This is a genomic window from Streptococcus sp. CCH8-H5 (assembly GCF_001556505.1).
In the GTDB taxonomy this organism is placed as follows: domain Bacteria; phylum Bacillota; class Bacilli; order Lactobacillales; family Streptococcaceae; genus Streptococcus.
In genome coordinates this window covers 16681-42171 of sequence record NZ_LSIZ01000075.1, presented here as the reverse complement: position 1 = coordinate 42171, position 25491 = coordinate 16681, and the positions used below count along the sequence as shown (strand labels likewise).

At 41.4% G+C, this 25491-nt stretch carries 26 protein-coding genes and 1 pseudogene; 4 read left to right on the top strand and 23 right to left on the bottom strand.

Annotated elements, in window-relative coordinates:
- Nucleotides 1-331 precede the first annotated feature (331 nt).
- The 8 genes from spx to AX663_RS05000 all read right to left on the bottom strand — a co-directional run bounded on the left by spx (nt 332) and on the right by AX663_RS05000 (nt 7399).
- Nucleotides 332-730, bottom strand: a complete 399-nt coding sequence (gene spx, locus AX663_RS05035; protein WP_002886328.1) for a transcriptional regulator Spx — start codon at nt 728-730, stop codon at nt 332-334.
- 169 nt (nt 731-899) lie between these two features.
- Nucleotides 900-2039, bottom strand: a complete 1140-nt coding sequence (gene recA / locus AX663_RS05030; RefSeq protein WP_060972897.1) for a recombinase RecA — start codon at nt 2037-2039, stop codon at nt 900-902.
- Nucleotides 2040-2079: 40 nt separating this feature from the next.
- Nucleotides 2080-3345, bottom strand: a complete 1266-nt coding sequence (locus AX663_RS05025; protein ID WP_060972896.1) for a competence/damage-inducible protein A — start codon at nt 3343-3345, stop codon at nt 2080-2082.
- 96 nt (nt 3346-3441) lie between these two features.
- The gene (locus AX663_RS05020) at nt 3442-3996 is read right to left on the bottom strand and encodes a DNA-3-methyladenine glycosylase I (protein ID WP_060972895.1); all 555 of its coding nucleotides are present in this window, start codon (nt 3994-3996) and stop codon (nt 3442-3444) included.
- An 8-nt stretch (nt 3997-4004) separates the two neighbouring features.
- Nucleotides 4005-4595: a Holliday junction branch migration protein RuvA gene (gene ruvA / locus AX663_RS05015; RefSeq protein ID WP_060972894.1), complete on the bottom strand. Its 591-nt coding sequence runs from the start codon at nt 4593-4595 to the stop codon at nt 4005-4007.
- 157 nt (nt 4596-4752) lie between these two features.
- Nucleotides 4753-4974, bottom strand: a complete 222-nt coding sequence (locus AX663_RS05010; RefSeq protein ID WP_037597288.1) for a hypothetical protein — start codon at nt 4972-4974, stop codon at nt 4753-4755.
- Between the two features lie 130 nt (nt 4975-5104).
- A complete protein-coding gene (gene mutL / locus AX663_RS05005) occupies nt 5105-7042 on the bottom strand; it encodes a DNA mismatch repair endonuclease MutL (protein ID WP_060972893.1) in 1938 nt (645 codons plus the stop codon).
- Between the two features lie 51 nt (nt 7043-7093).
- A complete protein-coding gene (locus AX663_RS05000; RefSeq protein ID WP_037603797.1) occupies nt 7094-7399 on the bottom strand; it encodes a hypothetical protein in 306 nt (101 codons plus the stop codon).
- A gap of 178 nt (nt 7400-7577) precedes the next feature.
- On the opposite strand from AX663_RS05000, the gene AX663_RS04995 reads away from it, so the two are divergent.
- A complete protein-coding gene (locus AX663_RS04995; RefSeq protein ID WP_013989911.1) occupies nt 7578-8015 on the top strand; it encodes a LytTR family DNA-binding domain-containing protein in 438 nt (145 codons plus the stop codon).
- Nucleotides 8012-8467 (top strand): DUF3021 domain-containing protein, encoded by a 456-nt coding sequence (locus AX663_RS04990; RefSeq protein WP_060972892.1) that lies wholly within the window; start codon nt 8012-8014, stop codon nt 8465-8467. Before AX663_RS04995 ends, AX663_RS04990 begins: the two co-directional genes overlap by 4 nt.
- Before the next feature lie 33 nt (nt 8468-8500).
- On the opposite strand, the gene mutS is transcribed toward AX663_RS04990, so the two are convergent.
- From mutS to argR, 3 genes are read right to left on the bottom strand one after another with little or no spacing between them, the layout of a single operon-like run.
- Complete coding sequence (gene mutS / locus AX663_RS04985) at nt 8501-11032, bottom strand: DNA mismatch repair protein MutS (protein WP_414820569.1); 2532 nt, start codon at nt 11030-11032, stop codon at nt 8501-8503.
- A 19-nt stretch (nt 11033-11051) separates the two neighbouring features.
- Nucleotides 11052-11411: a YlbF family regulator gene (locus tag AX663_RS04980; protein ID WP_060972890.1), complete on the bottom strand. Its 360-nt coding sequence runs from the start codon at nt 11409-11411 to the stop codon at nt 11052-11054.
- Nucleotides 11411-11839, bottom strand: a complete 429-nt coding sequence (gene argR, locus AX663_RS04975; protein WP_171963598.1) for an arginine repressor — start codon at nt 11837-11839, stop codon at nt 11411-11413. The genes AX663_RS04980 and argR overlap by 1 nt, the downstream gene beginning before the upstream one ends.
- Before the next feature lie 154 nt (nt 11840-11993).
- Here argR and argS point away from each other — a divergent pair, with 154 nt between their 5' ends.
- On the top strand, nt 11994-13685 hold the full coding sequence (argS, locus tag AX663_RS04970) for an arginine--tRNA ligase (RefSeq protein ID WP_060972889.1): 1692 nt from the start codon (nt 11994-11996) through the stop codon (nt 13683-13685).
- Nucleotides 13686-14561: 876 nt separating this feature from the next.
- On the opposite strand, the gene purB is transcribed toward argS, so the two are convergent.
- The 10 genes from purB to relB form a co-directional block, all read right to left on the bottom strand.
- On the bottom strand, nt 14562-15860 hold the full coding sequence (gene purB / locus AX663_RS04965; protein WP_060972888.1) for an adenylosuccinate lyase: 1299 nt from the start codon (nt 15858-15860) through the stop codon (nt 14562-14564).
- A 17-nt stretch (nt 15861-15877) separates the two neighbouring features.
- Complete coding sequence (locus tag AX663_RS04960) at nt 15878-16096, bottom strand: hypothetical protein (RefSeq protein ID WP_060972887.1); 219 nt, start codon at nt 16094-16096, stop codon at nt 15878-15880.
- Nucleotides 16097-16102: 6 nt separating this feature from the next.
- Nucleotides 16103-17347, bottom strand: coding sequence for a DUF4041 domain-containing protein (locus AX663_RS04955; protein WP_060972886.1), 1245 nt, complete (start codon nt 17345-17347; stop codon nt 16103-16105).
- Between the two features lie 9 nt (nt 17348-17356).
- Nucleotides 17357-17584, bottom strand: a complete 228-nt coding sequence (locus AX663_RS04950; protein WP_060972885.1) for a phosphoribosylaminoimidazole carboxylase — start codon at nt 17582-17584, stop codon at nt 17357-17359.
- Between the two features lie 8 nt (nt 17585-17592).
- Nucleotides 17593-18543, bottom strand: a complete 951-nt coding sequence (locus AX663_RS04945) for a ketopantoate reductase family protein (protein ID WP_060972884.1) — start codon at nt 18541-18543, stop codon at nt 17593-17595.
- Complete coding sequence (gene purK / locus AX663_RS04940) at nt 18544-19635, bottom strand: 5-(carboxyamino)imidazole ribonucleotide synthase (RefSeq protein ID WP_060972883.1); 1092 nt, start codon at nt 19633-19635, stop codon at nt 18544-18546.
- Nucleotides 19622-20113, bottom strand: a complete 492-nt coding sequence (gene purE / locus AX663_RS04935; RefSeq protein ID WP_060972882.1) for a 5-(carboxyamino)imidazole ribonucleotide mutase — start codon at nt 20111-20113, stop codon at nt 19622-19624. The genes purK and purE overlap by 14 nt, the downstream gene beginning before the upstream one ends.
- A 295-nt stretch (nt 20114-20408) precedes the next feature.
- The gene (purD, locus tag AX663_RS04930; protein WP_060972881.1) at nt 20409-21671 is read right to left on the bottom strand and encodes a phosphoribosylamine--glycine ligase; all 1263 of its coding nucleotides are present in this window, start codon (nt 21669-21671) and stop codon (nt 20409-20411) included.
- Nucleotides 21672-21942: 271 nt separating this feature from the next.
- Nucleotides 21943-22272: a type II toxin-antitoxin system RelE/ParE family toxin gene (locus AX663_RS04925; protein WP_002889576.1), complete on the bottom strand. Its 330-nt coding sequence runs from the start codon at nt 22270-22272 to the stop codon at nt 21943-21945.
- Nucleotides 22256-22543, bottom strand: a complete 288-nt coding sequence (gene relB / locus AX663_RS04920) for a type II toxin-antitoxin system RelB/ParD family antitoxin (RefSeq protein WP_002889575.1) — start codon at nt 22541-22543, stop codon at nt 22256-22258. Before relB ends, AX663_RS04925 begins: the two co-directional genes overlap by 17 nt.
- Nucleotides 22544-22650: 107 nt before the next feature.
- On the opposite strand from relB, the gene AX663_RS04915 reads away from it, so the two are divergent.
- Nucleotides 22651-23490 carry a CHAP domain-containing protein gene (locus tag AX663_RS04915; protein WP_037597278.1) on the top strand — a complete coding sequence of 280 codons (840 nt, stop codon included), beginning with the start codon at nt 22651-22653 and terminating at the stop codon, nt 23488-23490.
- A 200-nt stretch (nt 23491-23690) separates the two neighbouring features.
- Here AX663_RS04915 and AX663_RS11045 read toward each other — a convergent pair.
- Nucleotides 23691-23774: pseudogene (locus AX663_RS11045) on the bottom strand (IS200/IS605 family transposase); the annotation flags it as partial.
- Nucleotides 23775-23914: 140 nt separating this feature from the next.
- The gene (gene purH / locus AX663_RS04905; RefSeq protein ID WP_002889572.1) at nt 23915-25462 is read right to left on the bottom strand and encodes a bifunctional phosphoribosylaminoimidazolecarboxamide formyltransferase/IMP cyclohydrolase; all 1548 of its coding nucleotides are present in this window, start codon (nt 25460-25462) and stop codon (nt 23915-23917) included.
- Between the last annotated feature and the right edge of the window lie 29 nt (nt 25463-25491).

Here is a 25491-nt window from a genome sequence, read left to right as displayed (position 1 = left end):
CACTTGGTTTCTTATTCAGTTCTCAAAGGTCTTTGTCTCTCTTAAGACAACTCCTGTATTCTAGCAAATCTAGAATAGCTTGTCAACACTTTTTTGAAGTTTTTTTACTTCTCGTGTTGGCCGCCCCTTCCGAAGCAGCTTATTTATAATATCATCTCTCACTTGTCTTGTCAATAACTTTTTTAAAGTTTTTTTCAAACTTTTTTCAGTTACTGAACAATTTCCTTGAGACTTTATTAGTCTATCAAGTTTGTGAACCAATGTCAATACTTATTTTATATGCAATAAGTGAAAGCAAAAAGAAGATCTCTAGTATCTCCTTTTTCATTTTTTATAGAGCTGCTCGCATACGTGCTTGTGAATTTTCGACATTTCGTATTGAGCGCGGTAAGAACGCACGGATGTCATCTTCTTTATACCCCACTTGCAATCTCTTATCATCAATTAAGATTGGACTTTTCAAGATTCTTGGGTTTTCTTGAATCAAATCAATCACTTCACTAACACTGAGCTCATCGATATCACAATTTAAAGCTTTAGCATAGCGATTTTTTGATGAAACAATGCTCTCAACACCATTCTCTGTTTTTGATAGGATGTTTAAGATTTCTTCTTTTGTAAGTGGTTCTTTACCAAGGTTTTGTTCTTTATAAGGAAGTTGATGGTTGTTCAACCATGTTTTTGCTTTTTTACAACTTGTACAACTTGAGATTGTATAAATCTTAATCATGTTAATTCTCTCTTTCTGTCACATGATACTATTATCTTATCATTGTCCTTAGTTTAAGAAATCGGTCTAGCGACCTATTTTGAATCTAAGGGGACTTTTTCAATTATCATAGATCTTTTTTTGCTTAGATTAAATAAAAGAGAAAAAGAGCTCTTCGGCTCTTTTACACTCATTCTTCAATTTCAATGGTTGAATCAAGGTCCAAAACAAGTTCATCAGATGTTGCTTCAACTTGTGTTTCTTCAACACTATCCTCTTCATCTGGTTCAATCAAACCATAGTGTACACGTACTTTATGATCAATTTCTTCAAAAATATCTGGATGATCTGCCAAATATTTTTTAGCATTTTCAGATCCTTGACCAATCTTCTCTCCATTATATGAGAACCATGCTCCGGCTTTTTGAATAATTCCTAAATCACTAGCGATTTTTACAAGCTCACCTGTTTGTGAAATCCCTTCACCATACATAATTTCGACAAAGGCTTCTTTAAATGGTGGGGCAACTTTGTTTTTGACAACCTTGATTTTAGTTTCCTTACCAACATTTTGATCTTTTTTATCACCAGTCCCTTTGATTTGCGTATTTCCACGTACATCAAGACGTACTGATGCATAGAATTTCAGAGCACGTCCACCAGGGGTCGTTTCTGGATTACCAAACATAATACCAACTTTTTCACGCAATTGGTTAATGAAGATAGCAATTGTTTTTGTTTTATTAATAGATGCAGATAGCTTACGCATGGCTTGACTCATCATACGCGCTTGAAGCCCAACATGACTGTCACCAATATCTCCATCAATTTCTGCACGAGGTACCAAGGCTGCAACTGAGTCAACAACAACCAAATCAACTGCACCAGAGTCAATCAGCTTACCAGCAATTTCGAGACCTTGTTCACCTGAATCAGGTTGTGATAAAAGAAGCTCATCGATATTAACACCTAGGGCTGCCGCATAAGCAGGGTCAAGGGCATGTTCTGCATCGATAAAGGCAGCAATTCCACCTTCTTTTTGTGTCTGAGCAACAGCATGGAGGGCTACAGTTGTTTTACCTGATGATTCTGGTCCGTAAATTTCGATAATACGACCTTTAGGATAACCACCTGCACCAAGAGCAATATCCAAAGCTAGCGAGCCTGAGCTCATAACCTGAACCTTCTGCTCTGCACGCTCACCAAGACGCATAACCGCACCCTTACCAAAATCTTTTTCAATATTCTTCAAAGCATCATCAAGTGCTTTACGACGCTCATCTCCAAATTTCTTTGTAATTTCTTCTGTTTTCTTTGTTTTCTTAGCCACTTATTTTCCTCTTCTTTCTATAGTTAAAGACAAACTTAAATCAAGTTGTCTCTTGTAATAAAGCTTGGCGAACTAGGTTAAAGGCATAGAGGGTACTAATATATCTAACGTCAGAACGACTTCTTCCACCTATAACAACCTTGATTGACCTTACTTGATTCCTATCAGCAATACCAATAAATACTGTACCTGCTGGGTGTCCTTCTAATGAATCTGGTCCAGCTACACCGGTAAGTGCAATTCCGTAATCGCTATCTGTTTTAGCTCGGGCACCTTCAGCCATTTTTTCTGCAGTAAAATGACTGACAACACCATGTTTTTCTAGTTGCGACAAGGGAATATCCAACATTTTAGATTTTTCTTCAATGCTGTAAGTAACAAAGCCGCCTTTAAATACTTGTGAGGCTCCTGAAAAATCAGCAATACTAGCCTGAAATAAACCTGCTGTTAGGCTTTCAGCTGCAGTGATAGTCTTGCCATGGTTCTTAAGCAAACGAAAAGCTTCAAAGGCTAAACTATTAGACTCTCCATACCCATAAATAAAATCAGATAAGGATTTGCCATCTAGAGTTTTAGTAGAACGAATTTGTTTTTCTAAAACATCTAGTTTTTGATCTGCTTCTTCTCGTGAAGAAGCCTTTGTAGACAAGCGAAGTGTTACTTCCCCCACTTTAGCGTATGGAGCTATGGTTGGATCTGTTTGGTTAACAATAAAATCCTTCAGAATAGTCACCAATTGACTTTCTCCAACGCCAAAGAATCTTAGGACTCTCGAATAAAGACTTGCGTGATTCTCAGTAAGTGCTGGAACAAGTTCCTGATTCACCATAGGTTTGAGTTCACTTGGTGGACCAGGTAAGACTACATAGGTCACCCCTTGAGCAGTAATGACGCCTCCAACTGCAAGACCTGTAGGATTTTGCAAAGGGATAGCCCCCTCAACAATTTGCGCTTGACGTTCATTATTAGGCGTTCGTGTGTGTTTAGGACGAGTAGCAAAGAAACTGTCCAATTTTTTACTTGCCTCCTCATCAAAAATGAGTTCTTTGCCTAAAAACTTAGCCAGTGTTTGCTTGGTTAAGTCATCCTCAGTAGGACCAAGTCCTCCACAAAGTATGACTAAGTCACTACGTTTACTAGCTTGGTCTAGAACTGAGAGTAGGCGGTTTTCATTGTCTCCTACTGCTGTGTGAAAATACACGTCAATTCCTAGTTCAGCTAGTTTCTCAGATAAAAATTGGGCATTGGTATTGGTGATTTGCCCGGTTAGGATTTCGGTTCCTACTGCAATCAATTCAGCTTTCATTGGTTCACCTATATTACTATTCGTAAAATAATCTCAAAAATATGTTCGTTTATAAACTAACACGTTTTTCTCGTCTTGTCAATCAAATCCACTCATTTATTTGAAGTCACAGTTATTTTCATGATCATTCACAAATCCTGCGGCTTGTAAAAATGAGTAAATGGTAGTCGGGCCTAAAAATTTAAACCCTCGCTTTTTTAAATCCTTTGCTATTTGTTTAGAAAGGTCTGTTGATGATGGGACGTCCTTATATGTGGGAACGTTATTTATCAAGGGCTTCCCGTCAAAGAAATGCCAAAAATATTGGGATAGGGAGCCAAATGCATCTTGGAGTTTAAGTACTTGTTTGGCATTATTTACAGTTGCTTCTAGTTTAAGTTTGTGACGAATGATATCCGGATTTTGAAGCGCTTCTTCAAGTTCACTTAGGCTAAACTGGGCAACACACTCAATATCATAGTTATGAAAAACACGATTAAAAGCCTGACGCTTATTTAAAACCGTTAACCAGGAAAGCCCTGACTGATAACTTTCTAAGCAAAGAAGCTCAAAAAGTTTTTGATCATCAACAATAGGTTTTCCCCATTCCTTATCATGATAATCACAATAGAGTTTGTTGTCGGTTGGAACCCAACGACATCGATTGACCATTGCTTACCTCATTTCATCAACATCTTAAGAGCTGATTTAATGTATTGCTCTGCCGTTTCATTAGTACCTTCGAAGAAGGCTTTGATTTTCTTAAGTTCTGCAACTTTATAACCTAGAGCAAGCAAAGCTTCCATAGCCTCATCCAACTGATGATTCCCTTCAGGTTGACTTGGTGTCGTCTTGGTCGTTTCTGTTGGTAACTCTGCAAATTTCCCTACCAAGTCCAAAACCATTTGCTGGGCTGTCTTTTTACCAATCTTTGGAAACTTCATCAGGTACTTGATGTCACTATTATCAATGGCAGCCACCAAGCCTTGATTATCATCTACAGCAACAATGGCTAGAGCAGTCGTCGGACCTATTCCAGAAACTGAAATAAGCTTAAGGAAGACCTCTTTTTCATCTTCAGTATGGAAACCAAAAAGAAGGTGGGCGTCATCCCTAATAACCTGATGAAGGTAGACTTGGATAGTCTGATTCATCTGGTCAGAAAAACTATATGGGTTCGCTACAGTGACAATATAACCTAGGCCGTTTGCTTCTATAACAATATACTTGGCAGTAATTTTCACTAGAGTTCCCTTGATGTAATCATACATAGCGTGTGATTTCCTTTCTCGTTCGTATCTTCAATGGATTGCTTTGTTATTTTATACTTATAAGATAATTGTCTTGAGTGTTTATTTTGTCACCTCAAGCACTGCTGTACTATTGTAACAAAAAATCCACTCGAAAGTGGATTATGTTTGCTCTATTTTAAGGATGACTACTCGTCTTTAAAGTATCTGTAATCATCTTCAAGCCTAATAGAATATATGTTACAACGCCTAAAGTAAAGGCAATGCTAGAAACATTTACTAGGGCATTCTCCAAACTTGGTCGACCTAACCAAGCCAAAATATAGAAAATCAAGCTAGTCGCTAAAAATGTTAAGCCAACAAGTAAAAAGTGTTTATTAGTTTTTGTTAGGTGTCTCATCACTCTACCTCCTAACTTAAAAATCAGTCAATCATCCTACAATGATGTGCTAAAACATTAGAAGATTCCTTGTCTTCACCACTATTATAAATCTAACATTCCTATTCGTAAAGTAAGACGAAAAAAAGTTTTAATACTTCCCTAGGTCACGTAGACTAGTATGATTTTCTTGAATTCGACGGAACATTTTTTCCATATCAGACTTTGTAAAGTTGACAAGTACAGGACGTCCGTGAGGGCAATTGTAGGGGTTTTTACACTGTGCAAGCTGTACTAGAAGGTCACGCGCAGAGTAATCATCGAGAGCATGATTGGCCTTGATTGAACGTTTGCAACTCATCATGATGGCTAACTCAGCACGGTAGGTCTTAACAGACACTTCATTCGTCAAAAGAAGCATGTCGCACATCTCATAGACTGCAGATTCAATCTCTTCTTCCTTCATCCAGATAGGATGTTCACGAAGAATGAAGGTGTTATTCCCATAAGGCTCTAAATAGATACCAACCTGATTAAGAAGAGGCATTTTTTCTTGTAAACTAATGTAATCCGAACCTGAAAATTCAAAGAGATAGGGAACCAAAAGCTGTTGTAAACTACTGTCAACCTCACCAATATTTTCGCGATAGTACTCATACTTGACACGTTCTTGGGCAGCATGCTGGTCAATGATGTAAAGTCCACCTTGTCCTTGAGCAAAGAGATAGGTTCCATGCATTTGACCAAAAAACTCCAACTCAGGGAAGGTTGAGGTTTCCTCATTGTCCAGATTTTCAAGCATGCGCTTCATTTTCGACTTGTTTTTATAATCAAGTTTTTCGTGTTCACTATCACTTTCATCTGCTGAACGTTGTGCTTGTTTAACAGAAGGTTGCGGTTTGTTTTCTACCGATGAAACTGGAGACTCTGACACGAGTGGTTTGATATCCTCTTGGACTGTCTCTGGTTTGACAAAGAAATCATTACGACTGCTATCATAGTAAAGATTGGTTTGTTTGAGTGGGAGACTCGTCTGAACTGGCTTAGTTGCACCTCTAGTACTTGACTTGGCTAGATTTTCAAGGGCATCTGGAATTAAATCCTGCTCTCTAAGACTTTGAGCAATAGCAGAGCTGATAAGGGCCATGAGCTCTTTTTCTTTAGAGATACGTACTTCCTGCTTTGTTGGGTGAACATTGACATCAGCCAAATAGGGATCAATTTGAATATCAATAACCGCAATAGGGAAGCGTCCTACCATGAGTTTAGAACCATAACCATCAAAAATAGCACGGTTAAGCAGGAAGTTTTTTATATAGCGTCCGTTAATGAGAATTGTGATGTAGTTACGATTTGCACGAGTTAATTCAGGAAGGCTGACATAGCCAGAAACTTCAAAATCAAGGTCAGAATTTGAAATTTCCACCATTTTTTTAGCCGTTGTCAAACCATAAATCCCGGCAATAGCTTGACGGAGGTCTCCAGTACCTGAGGTCTGTGTCAACTGACGACCGTCATTAAGCAAGGTGAAGGCAACTTCGGGATGAGCTAGACTCAGACGATTGACAACATCGACAATATGAGCCAACTCGGCCTGTAAACTCTTCATATACTTGAGACGAGCAGGGGTATTATAAAATAAGTTTTCAACGGTAATCTTTGTTCCAACTGGTGTTGAAATAGGATCCTGACTCTCAATTTCCCCACCCTTGGCAACCAGTTTAGTTCCATAGGCTTCTCCATCAGCCGCCGTCACAATGGTAAGATGACTGATAGAAGCTATTGATGGCAGGGCCTCACCTCGAAAACCAAGAGTTCGAATACGAAAGAGGTCTCCTTGATTTTTGATTTTACTTGTTGCATGACGGCGCAAACTCATAGCTACATCAGATTGAGCCATTCCTTCGCCATTGTCTGTAATTTGAATTTTTGAGAGGCCTGATTCTTCAACTTCAATGGTAATCTGGGTGCTGCCTGCATCAATAGCATTTTCCACCAGCTCTTTAACTACACTAGCTGGTCGCTCTACGACCTCTCCAGCAGCAATCTGATTGGCTAGAACTTCAGGCAATTCGATGATTTTTGGCATAATTATTTTTTCTCCCTTCTAAAAGGTTGATAAATTCACTGGTGCTGACTGTTACTTATGCTTACTATAAAGCCACAACTCACACACAACTGTTAGCCAAGATAAGGCTGTGGCTATAACAATCATATCCCCATGACGAAGGTTGAACCAAATGAGCCCAGAAAAAATCAAGAGGTAGATGATTTGGAAAATCCATTGGTAGGTTTTAGGCGAGCTTGTAGAATCCATAAACTGCTTAACAAAGAAATAAAGCAAGAGCAGGTTCAGTGTTAGTGCCTTTTCAAAAGGTGTAAAAAAACTCAAAATCAGACTGCAGGCAAGAAAAATTCCTGCTAACCATTTCATTATAGATTTCATGTGATTACCTCGTCAGTACGTTTTCATTAAGTATAGGGGTTTTCTAAAATATTTTCAACCACTTAGACACCATATGGGACCACATAGACAAACGCTATTGCTGTGGACTAGTAAATAGTGTTTAATAAAGTTGTGAAAGGGAGGAGGCCTCCTCAATTACAAACAAGAAAGGATAGTTATGAAAATAAAAGTTCAGATTGACTCGGTATTTCAAGAAGAGACGTTGCAGATTCAGGCACCTAGTCGGACGCCAAAGATTCAGCAAGTCGTCGAGTTTGTCGAAAGTTTGGATGACAACCACCGACTCAAAGGAAAAAAAGATGGAGAAACTTATCTTATCGAACCCAAAGCTATTTCCAGAATTTACATCGAAAATCGACAAGTTCTAGCTGAAACTATTCAAGGAGAGTACCCCTTAGGCTTACGTCTCTATCAAGTTTTAGAAAAACTGCCATCTTACTTTATCAAAATTTCACAATCAGAGATTGTCAACCTCAAAGAAATTGAACGCTTCAACATCACCCCTAACGGCCTCGTAGAAATTCACCTTAAAAACAAGGAAACTACCTACTCATCACGCCGTTACCTCAAAGCAATAAAGGAGAAATTACAATGAAAAAACAATTTTTTAAATCAGGCACAAGTGGCATCCTTATTGGATTAGCTGTATCTATGATTATGTCTCTTATCTGGGCGCCAAGCTACATGCCTCTTAATCCTCACTCAGCCATTGGGCAATGGATGACATCACATCAGGTTCACGGATCTATAGTATTGGCCTACTGCCTCATCACTTGGTTTGCTATCGGTATTCTTTTTGAAGTCGCTAGTTATATCTTCCGTAAGGCTGAGTGGAGTTTGCTTCGTGCAACCCTCACTCACTACACCTTGACCTGTCTAGGTTTCATCCCACTAGCTACCCTCAGCGGATGGTTCCCTCTACGTTTGACTTTCTACTTGGAGCTAGTCATTGAATTCAGCCTTATCTATCTCCTCGTTTGGGTTTTCTCTTATTGGAAAATGAAAAAGGATATTGAACAACTCAACCAAGAATTGAAACACCTATAAAAGACAAGAAGCCTGTCAATTGACAAGCTTCTTTTATAGTTTCTGTTTTAAATCTGCTACAGCCATCATGACTTGCATAGGTGTCATATTGTAAATGTCCAAATCACGCAACTCTTGAAGAACTGGATTTTCAGTAAAATCATCAAAGAGAGAGATTTGCTCGTTGACATGCGTTTCAGTGGCAGGTTTCTCTTGAGGCGATACCTTTTCCTGAGGTTGGATGGTAACTGTATCGCCCTCTAGTTGTGTCAAGATGGTGTCAGCACGTTCCAGTAAAGCTGCTGGTAAACCTGCAATCTTAGCCACATGAATACCATAAGATTTATCGGCTGGGCCATCGACAATCTTGTGAAGGAAAGTCACCTCACCTTCCTTTTCAAGTGTCGCCACATGAACGTTGACAAGGTGTGTCAAAGTATTTGACAGAGCTGTCAACTCATGATAATGGGTCGCAAACATGGTTTTAGCCCCCACCTTGTCATGAATAAACTCAATGATAGACTGGGCCAGAGCCATACCGTCATAGGTGGCTGTCCCACGTCCCAACTCATCAAAAATAATCAAGGAATTAGGTGTCGCTCGCTTAATGGCCTGATTAGCCTCCATCATCTCAACCATGAAGGTCGACTGGCCTGAAATCAGGTCATCTGCAGCACCAATACGTGTATAGATGGCGTCAAAAACTGGCAAGTCAATACTATCTGCTGGCACGTAAGACCCCATCTGAGCCATAACGACTGACAAGGCTAACTGACGCATATAGGTGGATTTACCACTCATATTTGGTCCTGTGATGAGCTGAATATTGGTCTGACTGTCAAAGGTAATGGTGTTTGGAATGTATTCTTGAACGCCCATAACCTTCTCAACCACTGCATGACGGCCTTGATCAATAACAATACGATGCTCATCATTGAACACAGGACGAACATAATGATTGGTCTCTGCTACAACAGCTAGACTCTGAAGCACATCGACTGTCGCAATAGCTTTAGCCAAAGATTGCAAACGGTCAATATAGCGTTCCACCTGCTCACGGACACGCATGAAAATATCATACTCTAGCGTTGATGATTTTTCACGCGCCTCAAGCATCTCACCTTCAATTTTAGCCAACTCAGCAGTTCCAAAGCGCTCTGAATTTTTCAGAGTTGCCTTGCGGAAGAAATGGTCAGGAACCAAGCTAAGGTTAGAGTTGGTCACATGGAAGTAATAACCATCTTTACGGTTATAATCAATCTTTAGTGTTGTAATACCAGACGCTTCACGTTCTTTAGCTTCGATATCTGCGATCCATGAGGTTCCCTCACTCATCACCTTGCGATACTTGTCCAAGGTCTCATCAAAACCAGCACGGATAATGCCACCTTCTGTAATGGTTGCAGGAGCATCTGGATCAATAGCCGACCGAATCAAACTCTCTAATTCTGGCAGAGCATCTAACTCTTGTAAAAGGCGTGACAAGGCCTCATCATTAAAGGACTCCAAAATCGCCTTAATCACCGGTACTTGAGCCAAAGTATGACCTAGCTGAATCAAATCTTTTGGATTAGCCTTGCCAAAGGAAACACGACTGGCCAGTCGCTCAATATCGTAAACACCTTTTAGACTCTCAGTCAAGTCACTACGCTCGAAGAAATTGTCCAAGAAAACTTGGATAATATTCTGACGCTCGGTGATAGTGGCTTGATTCACTAAAGGACGATCAATCCAAGTTCGCAAGAGACGCATTCCCATAGCTGTCTTGGTTTCATCCAAGAGCCAGAAAAGAGATCCGTGTTTCTTGCCCGTTCTAGCATTTTCCAGTAAATCCAAACTTGACTTGGTCGCATAGGACATCTGCAAGTAATCCTTAATCTCATAGTGCTGAGCCTTTTGTAAATGACTGAGCTCTCGCATCTGAGTACGATGAACATACTGGAGAAGTTTACCCGCCACACTGCTTTCCAAATCTGTCAAACTAGTGTCAATCAAGTGGACATCATCGTAAACCTCCGTTTCCTTGGAGAGAAGCAGGTTGAGTTGCTTCACCAAAACTTGTTCATCAGCTTCAGGTAAATCATACCCAACGACTACTTCACGTGCCTTAAGATTCTGAATTTCACTGCAAACTGAACTAAAATCATCCAACTCTGTCGCAAAAAATTCACCCGTTGATACATCCATATAGGCCAGGCCGAATCGACTTCCAACCTTGTCAATGGCTACTAAGAAATTGTTGGCATTATCAGGTTTAGAGCTGTCAACCACTGTCCCTGGCGTGATAACCTGAACTACCTCACGCTTAACCACGCCAACAGCCTGTTTAGGGTCCTCCATCTGCTCAGCAATGGCTACTTTGTAGCCCATCTCAACCAAGACATCAATATAGGCTTGAGCCGAATGATAAGGAACACCTGCCATAGGAATGGGATTATCTGCGTTCTTATTACGACTGGTTAGGCTAATTTCCAAAATTTGAGCAGCCTTAACGGCATCATCGTAAAATAATTCGTAAAAATCCCCCATCCGAAACAGCAAAAAAGCATCTGGATAATTTTCCTTGATATCCAAATACTGCTGCATTCCTGGAGATATCTTTTCCTTAGCCATGTCTTAACTCCTCGTTAATCTTTTCTTCGATAGACTTGGTCACATATTGAATCAAGTCACTGGCATCTTGCATCTTTTGACGGTAATCCTGAACAATGGGCAAATTTTCCAACTCATTCTGAATCAAATCTGCCTGCTCACCTGCCTCCTCATAGGCACGTTGTTTCTCAATTTTTTGAAAAAGCACCGCTTCTTGTTGATAGGCCTTCATCTGTCCAGCCATAGAACTAATCTGAGGGATCTGTCCAATAGCTTTCTCAGCCTCTTGAAAAGCAAGAACCGCCTCATGGTGTTTGAGGAGGTCGATTAACTCTTCTTTGGCTTTTTGGAAATCCTGATGGGGAGTCTTCATCAGTGAAACTCACTTTCCAATCTTTCAGCAACCACTGCGTCCTTACAGATTACCAATAGGGTATCTGCGCCAGCAACGGTTCCTAAAATTTCAGGATTACCGTCACTATCAATCAGGTTAGCCAAAACATCTGCTTCACCCAATTCTGTATGGAGAACCAGCATAAACTGGGCACGGGAAACTGATTTGACATAGTCCTTAACCGTAGGATCCAAACTTGAAAGCACATGCTCAGACAAACTATAGTAAAGTTTACCTTCCTCATCACGAAGCTTCAACAGGCCAATCTCACGCAAATCACGTGACAAGGTAGCCTGTGTAACCGTGATACCTTCCGCCTCTAGGCGTTGCTTAATTTCCTCTTGTGTCCCAATCTTATCTCTTGAAATCATCTGTTTGATAACAGCTTGACGATCTCTCTTCATTATCTTTCCTCTTTTTATGTATATTCCTTGCATATTATAACAGAATTTTTGTATTTTTTCATGGAATACTTCCTAATAGATGCTTTCTTGTCCCTACCCTATTAACTAAAATAATGGTAAAATAGGTATGAATGACAAGATTTGAAATGGAGTACCTATGAATACTAAAGAACTCATTGCAGCAGAAATTGCTAAAGTTGTTCCCGAATTGGAGCAAGAAAACATTCAAAGTCTGCTTGAAACCCCTAAAAATGCTGACATGGGGGACCTTGCCTTCCCTGCCTTCTCATTGGCTAAAGTCTTACGCAAGGCTCCTCAAATGATTGCAGCAGACATCGCTGAAAAAATTGATGCTTCAAACTTTGAAAAAGTTGAAGCTGTTGGTCCTTACATCAACTTCTTCCTTGATAAATCAAAAATCTCAGCGGACGTTCTTGGACAAGTCATCGCTCAAGGCAGCCACTACGCTGACCAAAACATCGGTCACGGACGTAACATTGCCTTTGATATGTCTAGTCCTAACATCGCTAAACCTTTCTCTATCGGTCACTTGCGTTCAACAGTTATCGCTGACGCTCTTGCTAACATCGTAGCTAAACAAGGCTACAAACCAGTCCGCATCAACCACTTGGGTGACTGGGGTAAACAGTTTGGTATGCTGATTGTTGCCTATAAGAAATGGGGTAGCGAAGAAGCTGTCAAAGCCAACCCTATCAATGAACTCCTTCAACTTTATGTGCGTATCAATGCTGAAGCTGAAGAAGACCCTTCTGTAGACGAAGAAGCTCGTGAATGGTTCCGTAAATTGGAGGCTGGTGACGAGGAAGCAACTGCCCTCTGGCAATGGTTCCGTGACGAAAGCTTAGTAGAATTCAACCGTCTCTATGATGAACTTGGTGTTTCTTTTGATAGCTACAACGGTGAAGCCTTCTACAATGATAAGATGGATGAAGTCGTTGACATCTTGACTGAAAAAGGACTTCTCCAAGAATCTCAAGGTGCCCAAGTGGTTAACCTTGAAAAATACGGTATCGAACACCCAGCCCTCATCAAAAAATCAGATGGTGCGACACTCTACATCACACGTGACTTGGCTGCTGCCCTCTACCGTAAACGTACTTACGACTTTGCCAAAGCCATCTATGTGGTTGGTAATGAACAATCTGCCCATTTCAAACAGTTGAAAGCTGTTCTTAAAGAAATGGGTTACGACTGGTCTGACGAAATGACTCACGTTGCCTTTGGTCTAGTAACTAAGAACGGTAAGAAATTGTCAACTCGTAAGGGTAACGTTATCTTACTTGAGCCAACTATCGCTGAAGCTGTTAACCGTGCTCAAGCTCAAATCGAAGCTAAGAATCCAAACTTGCCTAACAAGGAAGCTGTTGCCCACGCTGTTGGTGTCGGAGCTATCAAGTTCTACGACCTTAAAACAGACCGCATGAATGGTTATGACTTCGACCTTGATGCCATGGTATCCTTCGAGGGGGAAACTGGACCTTACGTACAGTATGCTCACGCTCGTATCCAATCTATCTTGCGCAAGGCTAACTTCACGCCATCTGCAGATGCCACATACAGCCTAAACGACGTTGAAAGCTGGGAAATCATCAAACTCATCCAAGACTTCCCACGTATCATCAACCGTGCATCAGACAACTTTGAACCATCTATCGTTGCTAAATTTGCTATCAGCTTGGCTCAAGCCTTTAACAAATACTATGCCCATACACGTATCTTGGACGAAAGCCCAGAACGTGACAGCCGTTTGGCTCTTTGCTACGCAACAGCAACAGCCCTCAAAGAAGCACTTCGCCTTCTCGGTGTTGAAGCTCCAGACGAGATGTAAGCCATATTTAAAACGCCTAAGGGCGTTTTTTTAGTGACCAAAAAAAGAACCCAACACATGGTGTTGAGCTCTTTTGGAGATTATGAAAAAGAAAAGTTCGTTGTTCTACAAAAAGTGTAAGCCAACGAGACTTACTGAACAAGGTTCAGTAAAAGTTATTTAGGAGACTTAAAGTATAACCTCCCTACCTTAAAGAAACCTTAAATCGCAGAAAAAAATCCCCAAAGGGATTTTCACAGCAGCCCAGAGACCACTGAAAAGATACGATTGTACAGGCTTCCCAACCTCTTCTTCCTAATCCTCCAAGGTGACCACTTGTCCAATAGAATCTTTATATAACTATATTACCTTGTTTTGGAAGGGTTTTCAAGTATTTTCTTAAAATATCCTAATAAAACCTCAAAAAAGAAGAAAAAAGCCTAGATTTCTAGACTTTCTTCGGGGAGATTTGTTATGAAAAAATTATGTTTACCTCTAGCTCACAAAAGCTAGTTGCTTTATTAGGATGGTTATAATATATCTTAATAAGCTTAAAGGTAACTTAAGAAATCGTTATCTTGCATCACTTTTTAAAACGATAAGTAAAATAAGTAATAGTAAGCACCCATTAGGAATATCCATATCTAAAAACCAAGACGGTGCTTTAAGACTACCAATATCATTCATAATCCGGATGATATTATAAGCAACACTTACTATTAAGAGACTAAGTTCCGGTAAATAGCTAAGTCGTCCTTTTAAGATGGCTAACTTCTCCTTTCTGATAGTTTTCTAGCGATGACTCTATTATAAGGCTGAAAAGAGAACAAAAATAGTGACATAAATGTCACCATCAAAAAAAGCAGGTCAAACCTGCTTTCTGCTATCTTGCTTCAATTAGTCACCCAAACCAATGCGTTCAAAGATTTCATCAACACGTTTAGTGTAGTAAACAGGGTTGAAAATTTCGTCGATTTCTTCTTGGGTGAGGCGAGAAGTTACCTCTGGATCTGCTTCAAGAAGTGGTTTGAAGTCTACTTGGTTATCCCATGATTGAGCAGTCTTTGGTTGAACAAGGTCGTAAGCTTGCTCACGCGTCATGCCTTTTTCAATCAAAGTAAGCATCGCACGTTGGCTGAAGATCAAACCAAATGTAGAGTTCATGTTGCGGATCATGTTTTCTGGGAAGACCGTCAAGTTCTTGACGATATTTCCAAAACGGTTAAGCATGTAGTCAATCAAGATAGTCGTGTCTGGTGTGATGATGCGCTCAGCTGATGAGTGAGAGATGTCACGTTCGTGCCAAAGAGCAACATTTTCATAGGCTGTGACCATGTGACCACGGATAACACGCGCAAGACCTGTCATGTTTTCAGAACCGATTGGGTTACGTTTGTGAGGCATTGCTGAAGACCCTTTTTGTCCTTTGGCAAAGAACTCTTCCACTTCACGTTGTTCTGATTTTTGAAGACCACGGATCTCAGTCGCCATACGCTCGATAGAAGTTGCGATGCTAGCAAGAACTGCAAAGTACTCAGCGTGAAGGTCACGAGGAAGTACCTGTGTAGAGATTTCTTGAGCACGGATACCAAGCTTGTCGCAGACGTATTTTTCAACGAATGGTGGGATGTTGGCAAAGTTCCCAACCGCACCAGAAATCTTACCAGCTTCCACACCAGCAGCAGCATGCTCGAAACGCTCGATGTTACGTTTCATTTCGCTATACCAAGTGGCCAATTTAAGACCAAATGTTGTAGGCTCAGCGTGCACACCGTGGGTACGACCCATCATGATGGTGAATTTGTGTTCTTTCGCCTTATCTGCCACGATTTTAGTGAAGTTTTCAAGGTCACGACGGATAATTTCATTGGCTTGCTTGTAGAGGTAACCATAGGCCGTATCTACCACGTCAGTAGATGTCAAACCATAGTGAACCCACTTGCGCTCTTCGCCAAGCGTTTCAGAAACCGCACGTGTGAAGGCAACCACATCGTGACGCGTTTGCTGCTCGATTTCCAAAATACGGTCGATGTCAAAGTCCGCTTTTTCACGAATCAAAGCTACATCTTCCTTAGGGATTTCTCCCAACTCAGCCCATGCTTCGTCAGCCAAGATTTCCACCTCAAGCCAAGCACGGTATTTATTTTCTTCACTCCAAATGTTCGCCATTTCTGGGCGAGAGTAACGTTCGATCATGTTGTTTCTCCTTTAAATTATCTAAAAAATGCAAATATCAAAAATAAAACTAGAAATACTGCCGTAGCAACTGCCCACTTTAGTCTTTCTTCCTTAGAAGTCTGAGTTTTTTCTGCTGAAGTTACATTTGAATAAAATGTTTCGTTTTCATCTAATTCATCTTCATTATCATCAGAAGATAAACCTAATGCATTTCCCCCACACCCAATAAATAGTACTAAAAATAACCACTTCATCTATAGCTACCCCTTCAGTAGAGTCTGTCTATATTCGAATGCTTCAGCGTTCTCATTTAATTCTATAGTCAACTCTTCGTGTTTATCTAAAAGTGCCTTAATTTTTTCAAATGGAACCTTGAAGTACTCTTTACGGTTATTTACTTTATTAACCTTATACTCACTAAGTTGATTATGTAATTCAGTCTCTAATGCAAAAGCTTCTTCACTAAAAATCAAAGCATGGACATCAAATTGAAAAGGTACTGATGCGCTACTTAATTCCCTGATGCGTTCAAGAGGTTCTAAACGACGAGTAACTCCAATTTTATAAACATCTTCACCAAAGGAACCAATGTTAGAAATAACATATACGTAGCCTGCAGTTGCATGACCTTCACGATAATCAATATCTTCTTCGATTTCATCTAGTTCGGATAATTTATCTTGATACTCAGATAACTGTCTCTGAAGTTCTTCAAGCTCCTCACCAGTAGCATTTTTCAAAAGTTCCTCAACCTTAGAAACCATATTTTTAAAGTGGGTTCTATCTTTTTCCAATTGCTTTCGACGTGCTTTAATTTCAGCCTGAAGTTTTTTGTCCTCACGCTCTTTTGCTCTTTGCTCACGAAGCAATTCTTTTTCTTCTTGCTTCTGTAATTCAAACTCAGCAGCTAGGCGCAATTCTTCAATTTTTAAATTTAGATAGGGTATCGTTATTTCAATTTGATTACGTGAATACATTCTATTCAGTTGTTGGAATGCTTTCTTCAATGCCTGAATTTTCTTTTCAACATTCGAAACAGAAACTTTTACTAACAAGGCATCCGCTTCACCATTAAAACCACGAATAGCCGCTTTAATAAGCTGATTCTGCATTGCCTTCCCCTTGCTTTTATTATTATCTAAAAGCATAGGTACTATAATTCTACCAGCCTGACCAGATTTAACTAAATCTTTCTGCTGTTTTCGCAAATTATCCAAAGCTTCCTTATATTTTGTGCTATCGGAAAACTTATACTGTCTCTCAAAGAATCCAAACTCTTGTAATCCAAGTGTGTCATTAGCTAAAGAAATCTCGTTCTGAATAGCAAATAATTCTGACCGCTTCTGAGATAACTCCGTATTTAATGAGACTATCTCGTCTGCTATCTTTATTTGAGCTTTTAAATCTGCCAATTTTGCTTTTTGAATAGCAATCTCTTGATTTAATCTCTGAATTTTATTTTCTAAAGCTTCATCTTTGGGTTTTCCAAAATTAAATATCGACATTAAGGTCTCCTATTCAAACTCCTCTTTCCCAATCCACACTGATGGATAGTGATCCAGTGTATTCAAATCAGTATCCATCGGCAAATCATAGATAGCTAAATAGTTTTCAGGATATTGAGCAATCAACTCTTCATACTTAGCTCTCACTTTTTCGTGATTGCTACTAGCATACAAGACTTCGACGACTGCTCCAGTCTTATCTTTTTCAACAAATGCGTTGACGATGAGTTGAATCATAAAACCTCCTAAATCGAAATTCCCTTCATGTTTGCTTCTAGAATGGGCATGTCCACACCTAACTCCTGACCGGTCTGATAGACACTTTGACAACAGTAGAAAATATCCTGTTTATCATTGTGTAAGGTCATGATTTTTCGGGTCAGCTCATTTTTCGCAAACATGACTTTCATGGCTTTTCCTGCAATCCAAGCGGGAATTTTGTATGGCAAGAGTTCTGCCTTATAAAGCTTCAAATTTACGCCACGCGCTTCTACGACTTTCAAAGCCTCTTGAATGGCCTTGATGGCCAATGACAATTCCGAAGAACTATTCATCAAATTCAGAGCCAGCTGTTCTGGATTTTCCAAATTTCCTGAACGAGCAGCTGTCGAAGTAACACCCGCATTAATCGCCATGTGAATCCAAATCCACTCGACCATATCATGAGGAACTTCCCACTTCAAATCTGCAGAAGTCAATAAATCTGTCAGATCAGCATAGTTAGAAATGTCTGCTTTTTGCTCACCTTCTAGCATTAAATGGTCGAACAAGACACCATCCAAATGGTCCTCATGCATATGACCGCCCGCTGTCGGAAAAGCCAGAATATAGTCGTAATCTCCTGCCCACTCTTGAACCTCTTTTCGTGTATTCCAGAAATTGCAGAAGAAAACGAGGGTGCCTTTGATATTATTTTTTCGCAAGGTTTCCACGGCTTCTTTGACAAAACCATGACGCACACTCAGAAAAATAAAATCATATTCTGAATGAGCTTCTGCCACATGAACTTCATAGGTGTCGTGTTTGTTCTCACCTTTGGAATGATAGCGACCATCTAGTAGATCAACCAACAACTCCTTGGGAGCATTGTTTTTCTTACTATCTCTAAGTACGTGTTCCACTTGATGGCCTGCTTTTTGAAAAGCGTAGGCGTAAGTGGTCCCGATAACTCCGAGTCCTAGGATTGCTATTCTCACCTAAAAATCAATTCCTTTCCCGAACTCAACCACACTATCTGGTTCATTACTAAACAAAGTCACATGTCCCATTTTGCGGTTGTGCTTCGCTTCTAGTTTACCATACATGTGGAGGTGGGCGCTTGGATTTTCTGTGACATAACGCTCAGCAGCCTCGACATGTTGGCCGAGGACGTTGAGCATGACAGCAGGTGCATGGAGGTGAATTGCTGGGAGTGGCGCTCCGAGAACGCCCAAGATATGCGTGTCAAACTGTGAAAAGTCGCAAGCTTCGATTGAGTAGTGGCCTGAATTGTGTGGGCGTGGCGCAATTTCGTTGACGATGATGTCATCAGCAGTCGCAAACATTTCCACACAGAGAGTACCAGAGAGGTTAATCTGCTCAGCAATCTTCACCGCCATAGCTTTCGCTTTCTCAGCTAGACTGTCAGAAATGCGAGCAGGCACGATGGTTTTAGAGAGGATGTTGTTGCGGTGAATATTTTCCTGAACTGGGAAAACTGTCACGTCTTTACCATTACCAGACACGATAACCGAAATTTCAAGGTCGAAGTTAACGAACTCTTCCAAGACACACTCGGCTGAGTTAGCAAGGGCATTTGCCTCTTCCAAATCGTCGGCTGACGTGATGACCTTTTGACCGTGACCATCGTAACCACCTGTCGCAGTCTTGAGGACGTATTTTTTAGAAAGGTCAATATCTTCCAAATCAAGACTAGATGTCACAACCTTGTAAGGGGCAACGGTCACTTTAGCCTTGTTTGAGAGGAAGTCTTTCTCAAAGATACGGTTTTGCGAAATGCGAAGCAGGTCTGTTCCTTGTGGAAGCTGACCGTCTTTGATAACAGCGTCAAGGCCGTCAGCATCGACATTTTCAAACTCATAAGTGAGAACATCACAGCGGTCCGCCAACTGACGAAGGGCATCTACGTCATCGTAGGGTGCCACGATAACCTCAGACACACGAGAAGATGGACAATCTGCTGCAGGATCAAGGGTGATAACCTTGTGGCCCATGTAGATAGCTGAGATAGCCATCATCTGACCGAGCTGGCCACCACCGATGATACCAATGGTTTTAGTTGAGCTCATTTGTAGACTCCTCTGCGATTTTTCCTTGTTCTTCAGCAAAGTTAGCAAGCGCATCCGCAATGGTCTTGTCTTCTACTGATAGGAGACGGAGGGCAAAGAGGGCAGCGTTAGTCGCACCCGCTTCACCGATAGCCATGGTTGCGACAGGTACACCACCCGGCATCTGAACGATAGAATAGAGCGAATCTACACCGCTAAGGGCACGTGATTTGACTGGCACACCGATGACTGGAAGGGTTGTTTTAGCAGCAACCATCCCTGGCAAGTGAGCAGCGCCACCAGCACCTGCGATGATGACCTTGATGCCACGGCTACGTGCTTCTTCCGCATGTTTGAACATGAGGTCCGGTGTACGGTGTGCGGAAACAACTTTCTTTTCGTAAGCGACGCCGAAGTTGTCGAGAACTTCAGCAGCTTTTTGCATGGTTGCCCAGTCGGATTTTGAGCCCATGATAATGGAAATTACTGGTTTAGTCATAATTTTTCCTTTTCTTTTTTGATAATGGTCTTAGGTGGTGGGGACGGAAGCAAACCTTCGGTTTCATTCCTAAACTTTGAGACTAAAGTCTCAAAGTTTCCCCCGACCAGAACAGATGCTGTTCTGGTCTTTTCACCACGGCGACCATTATCGGATTGGCGACTTCGTCGCCTAAAATAGCATTGATATTCGAAAACTCAAAGAAAATCATAGAGTGACAAGGCAAAGCGACGAAGATAGAACTAAAGTTCATCAAGGAGCTTTAACACAGTCAATCGAAGGTTTTCAAAGAGTTTTATTTATTCGCCTTGCTACCGATATCCGTACGGTAGAAGAGGCCTTCTGTGTTTTGTTTGTTGAGTTCGTTGTAGATGATATTTTGGCCATCTTTGACGGTATCTGCTGTGGTAACCAGCATGTAGACACGTCCACCGTTTGAGAGAAGGTCTTGGCCATTTTCAGCGATTTTGGCACCGGCATAGTAAGTGATGATATCGCCTTCTGTCTTGGTAGGAAGCTTGACACCTTTCTCATAAGCGAGTGGGTAGCCATTTGAAGCTACAACCACGCCCAGTGTCACACCCTTATCCGTCCAAGTAATAGCTGGCTCTTTGCCATCCAAAATGTCAGTGATATTTTGCGCAAAATCAGAAGTCAAACGAGGCAAGATGATTTGCGTTTCAGGATCGCCGAAGCGAGCGTTAAACTCGATGACTTTCGGTCCGTCAGCTGTCAAGATAAGCCCCGCGTAAAGGACACCAAGGTACGGACGGTCTTCTTTAATCATACCTTCAAGAACTGGCTTGACAATGGTGTCAACCGCTGTGTCAACCACGCTCTGTGGCAAGTGAGGAACCGGCGCATAGGCACCCATCCCACCAGTGTTAGGGCCCTTGTCCCCATCATAAGCACGTTTGTGGTCCTGAGCCGTTGGCATAATGTAGAATTTATCTCCATTGACAAAGGCAAAGAGAGAAAACTCTTCCCCGTCAAGAAATTCCTCGATGACCACTCGCGCACCTGAATCACCGAATTTATTGTCCAAAAGCATCTCGTGAGCAGCTTCGACGGCTTGCTCAACTGTCTCAGCAACGACGACACCTTTCCCAAGGGCCAAACCGTCTGCCTTGACGACGATTGGAGCGCCTTTTTCCTCGATGTAGGCCTTGGCTTCCTTGAAATCTGAAAATGTGCCATAGGCTGCTGTCGGAACGTCGTATTTGACCATGATTTCCTTAGCGAAATCCTTAGACCACTCCAACTCAGCCGCAGCCTTGGTCGGACCAAAGGCTTTGAGTCCTGCCGCATTGAAATCATCCACGATACCAGCCGCAAGGGCATCATCTGGACCGATAAAGGTCCAAGCAATATCGTTCGCTTTTGCAAAGTCAATCAGCTTAGAATGTTCGGAAATTCCGATATTGATCAAATCAAGACCGTCCAATGTCATCCCGTCATTACCAGGAGCCACGAAAACTTGCTCAACATCCTTAGACTCCAATAATTTCTTGGCAATCGCATGTTCACGACCACCAGAACCAACAACCAAAAGTTTCATTTGAAAGATACCTCAATATCAAATAAGACTAGGGGCAAATGCCCGTTAACGACAATCATTCGGAAAAATTAGCAATTTTCACGAATTATACATAACCATTATAACATATTTGTTCGGAGATATGGGTGTGTATCCAAATTTGGACATAAAAAAGGCATCCCTTCAGGTAGCGGAATGTACTGCTCCCTCAAAGCTAGACAATTTATCATAACGAAAAAGTAGTAAGTACTTTCTCCCGTCGGAGATTTCCTCACTACTAATCTTAATTTTTTTATAACAACTTGATATAGTCGCTTTTAGAACTAAAGATGTGGGAGACTACAATCTCTTTTCTACTTTCGTCTATAAAATAAAGTATGACATAGCGTTTAACGACAAGTGCTCGTGTCTCAAATGTGTCATTGATTCTTTTACCATAACGTTGATCTGCATTAAAACCAGCCTCAGGAAAAGTCTTCAAACTTTCCATTCCTTGCAAAAGCTTCGAAACTATCTTCTTGGCAGCAGTTTCATTAGAAAGTACATCACGAATGTAGTCATATATACTTCTCAAAGAAGAGCGAGCACGCTTAGTGAGTGAAAGACTATAGGTTGTATTCATCCTTAACCTCCTCAAGGGGTATTATATTACCCGCCTGATACTCAGCTACACTCTCTGCTACTTCAGCTTTAAGCTGCCTAAACAGTCTTTCTTTTAGCAATTCATCCTCCGTCATTACTGGTATTTGCTCGGTAGCAACAATCGTCTCCAAAAACAAATTAAACGATTTACTCATATCTAAATTATTTGCCTTTACAATTTTTCTTGCCCTTTCCAACAAAATCGGGTTAGTTTGGAAATTTACTTGAACACGCTTCTCTACAACAGTCATAATTAACTCCTTATATATTATTTTATATAATTATATATAGTTTTTTGAAAATAGACAAATTATCTTCATTTTCCAGAAAAACTACGAATAAGTAGGTGGAGGTTAAAATGAAGAAAAAAATACTAAATTGTCTTTTACCGCTAGCTTGTCTAGCGACTGTATCGGTTTCGTGTGGCTCCTCTGCTCAGGCGGCTGTCCTCGGAGATGACTATCCTTCCTCTTGGAAATATGGAGGCTTCGGCGTTGATCCTTGGACCATGTACTGGCGTCAGTGTACATCCTTTGCGGCCTATCGCCTCAGTAACACGAATGGTTTCAACCTACCTGTAGGCTATGGGAATGCCATTACATGGGGAAGCATCGCACGTGCCAATGGTTACCGTGTCGACATGAATCCTGCCGTAGGGAGCATCGCTTGGTTTTCAGCTGGTGTCAACGGGGCCGGTCACATGGGGCATGTAGCCTGGGTTGCTGACGTTCAAGGAGATCAGGTAACGATTGAGGAGTACAACTACGATGTGGGGCAAGGACCTGAGAAATACCACAAACGTAGCTTCCATAAAAGTCAAGTATCCGGCTATATCCACTTTAAAGACCTTGAATCAGGAACTCAGACTAGTAATACAACCAACTCTTCTATCAACATTGGTGATACTGTCCGATTTACAGGTACTTTCCGTGTAACATCTATAGTAGGAAATAACATCACCAGCCAAGATTTAGCAGGAGGCACACCAACCAAACACAATATCGTTGATCCTGGACCTGTTCTTGAAGTTGATGGACAAGGCAATCCAACTTCAGACCAGTACCTCAATCCTGGTGAGACCTTTACTATTCCAGGTAACTTCAAAGTGCTAGCCATTGACCCACCTAGCGATGGCGTCCTCGTCCAAATCGGAAATCGCAAGACTTGGGTAACCCAGTCTGTCCTTGAAAAGGTTTAAATCTATTGAACAATCGTGAGAACGGTTGTTTTTTTGATACTATGAAATCATAACCATCCGTCTAATGATATGATATCAGAACGGGTGACTTGCTCTTCGGCTGAAAGCCTCTGCTACCGGCCGAGGCCTAAAGGCCCACCAAATGGTTTCCCTTTAGCACCACCTTTGCTAGCTGACCCGACTAGCGGATCTCTTTAATACTACTTTCTTTTATTCTTCTCACCTGTAAACGGATCATACTCCTCAAAAAGACTGAGCTGATCTGCTATCACGTCTTCTTGTATCGGAACCACTAGCACAGCTAGTGGTTTTCGTGAGACAAAAAGAGGACCTATCCGGTCCTCTCTAGATGTTAGTTTTTCGTCACCCACTACAGTTGACAAATAGCCAAAAACATCCAATTTTTTGGATGCTTTGTAAATTCTTAATGACGGAAGTGACGAACGCCTGTAAAGATCATTGTCAAACCATGTTTATCAGCCGCTTCGATTGACTCTTGGTCACGTACTGATCCCCCCGGTTGAATGATAGCTTTAATACCTGCTTTAGCAATTTCTTCCACGTTATCTGCAAATGGAAAGAAGGCATCTGAAGCAAGAACAGCGCCGTCAAGACGGTCTTTAGCTTGGTCAATGGCGATACGGACAGAAGCCACACGATTAGTTTGACCAGGACCAACACCAAGTGTCATGTGGTCGTTAGTCACGATGATACCATTTGATTTGACGTACTTGATAGCTTTCCAAGCAAACTCAAGAGCTGTCGCTTCTGTTTCAGTTGGTTGGCGTTTAGTAACCACTTGCCAGTCAGCTGGACTTTCTTTAACAACGTCTTGGTTTTGAACGAGAAGTCCACCGACAACACCAGTGTATTCTGCTTCCACTTCGCTAGCATCTTGAGCGTCAAATGGCAACTCAAGGATACGCAAGTTTTTCTTCTTGGTTGTCAAGATTTCAAGCGCTTCGTCTGTGTAGCTTGGTGCAATGATGATTTCAAGGAAAACACCATGCATTTTCTTAGCTGTCGCAGCATCAACTTCACGGTTGAGGACTACAATACCACCGAAGATTGACACTGGGTCAGCTTCATAAGCGTAGTCCCAAGCTGTTTCAATGTCATCAGCTTGACCGATACCACATGGGTTCATGTGTTTGAGAGCCACAACTGTTGGGCGGTCTTTGAAATCACGGATGATACGGATAGCAGCATCAGCATCACGGATATTATTGAATGACAATTCTTTACCGTTAAGCTGTTTAGCTGAAGCAATCGAGTAAGCCGTTGGCAAACCTTTTTGGTAGAAGTCTGCGTCTTGTTGAGGGTTTTCACCGTAACGCATTGGTTGCTTAAGGTCATAAGTCAAAGTGAGTTTTTCAGGTTTTGTTTCACCCACTTGAGCTGTGAAGTATTCTGCAATCAAAGCGTCGTATGAAGCTGTGTGACGGTATACTTTCGCTGCCAAACGTTGGCGAGTTTCGTAGCTTGTTTCGCCGTTTGCTGACAATTCGTCAAGAACAACAGCATAGTCAGCAGGGTCTACAACAACTGTTACGCTAGCATGGTTTTTAGCTGCTGAACGAAGCATTGATGGTCCACCAATATCGATGTTTTCAACTGCATCAGCGTAAGTCACGTCTGGTTTGAGAATGGTTTCCTTGAATGGATAAAGGTTTACCACAACAAGGTCAATCAATTCGATATTATTGTCCTTAGCCGCTTGAAGGTGGCTATCGAGGTCACGACGAGCGAGGAGACCACCGTGGATATTTGGGTGAAGGGTCTTAACACGTCCGTCCATCATTTCTGGGAAACCAGTCACATCGTCGATGGCGATAGTGTCTACCCCAGCATTGTCAAGGGCAACTTTGGTACCACCTGTTGAGATGATATCCCAACCTAATTTTTTGAGTTCTTGGGCAAATTCAACGATGCCCGCTTTATCTGAGACTGAAATAAGTGCTCGTTTAGTCATGTATTCTCCTTACTAAAAATAAATTTATT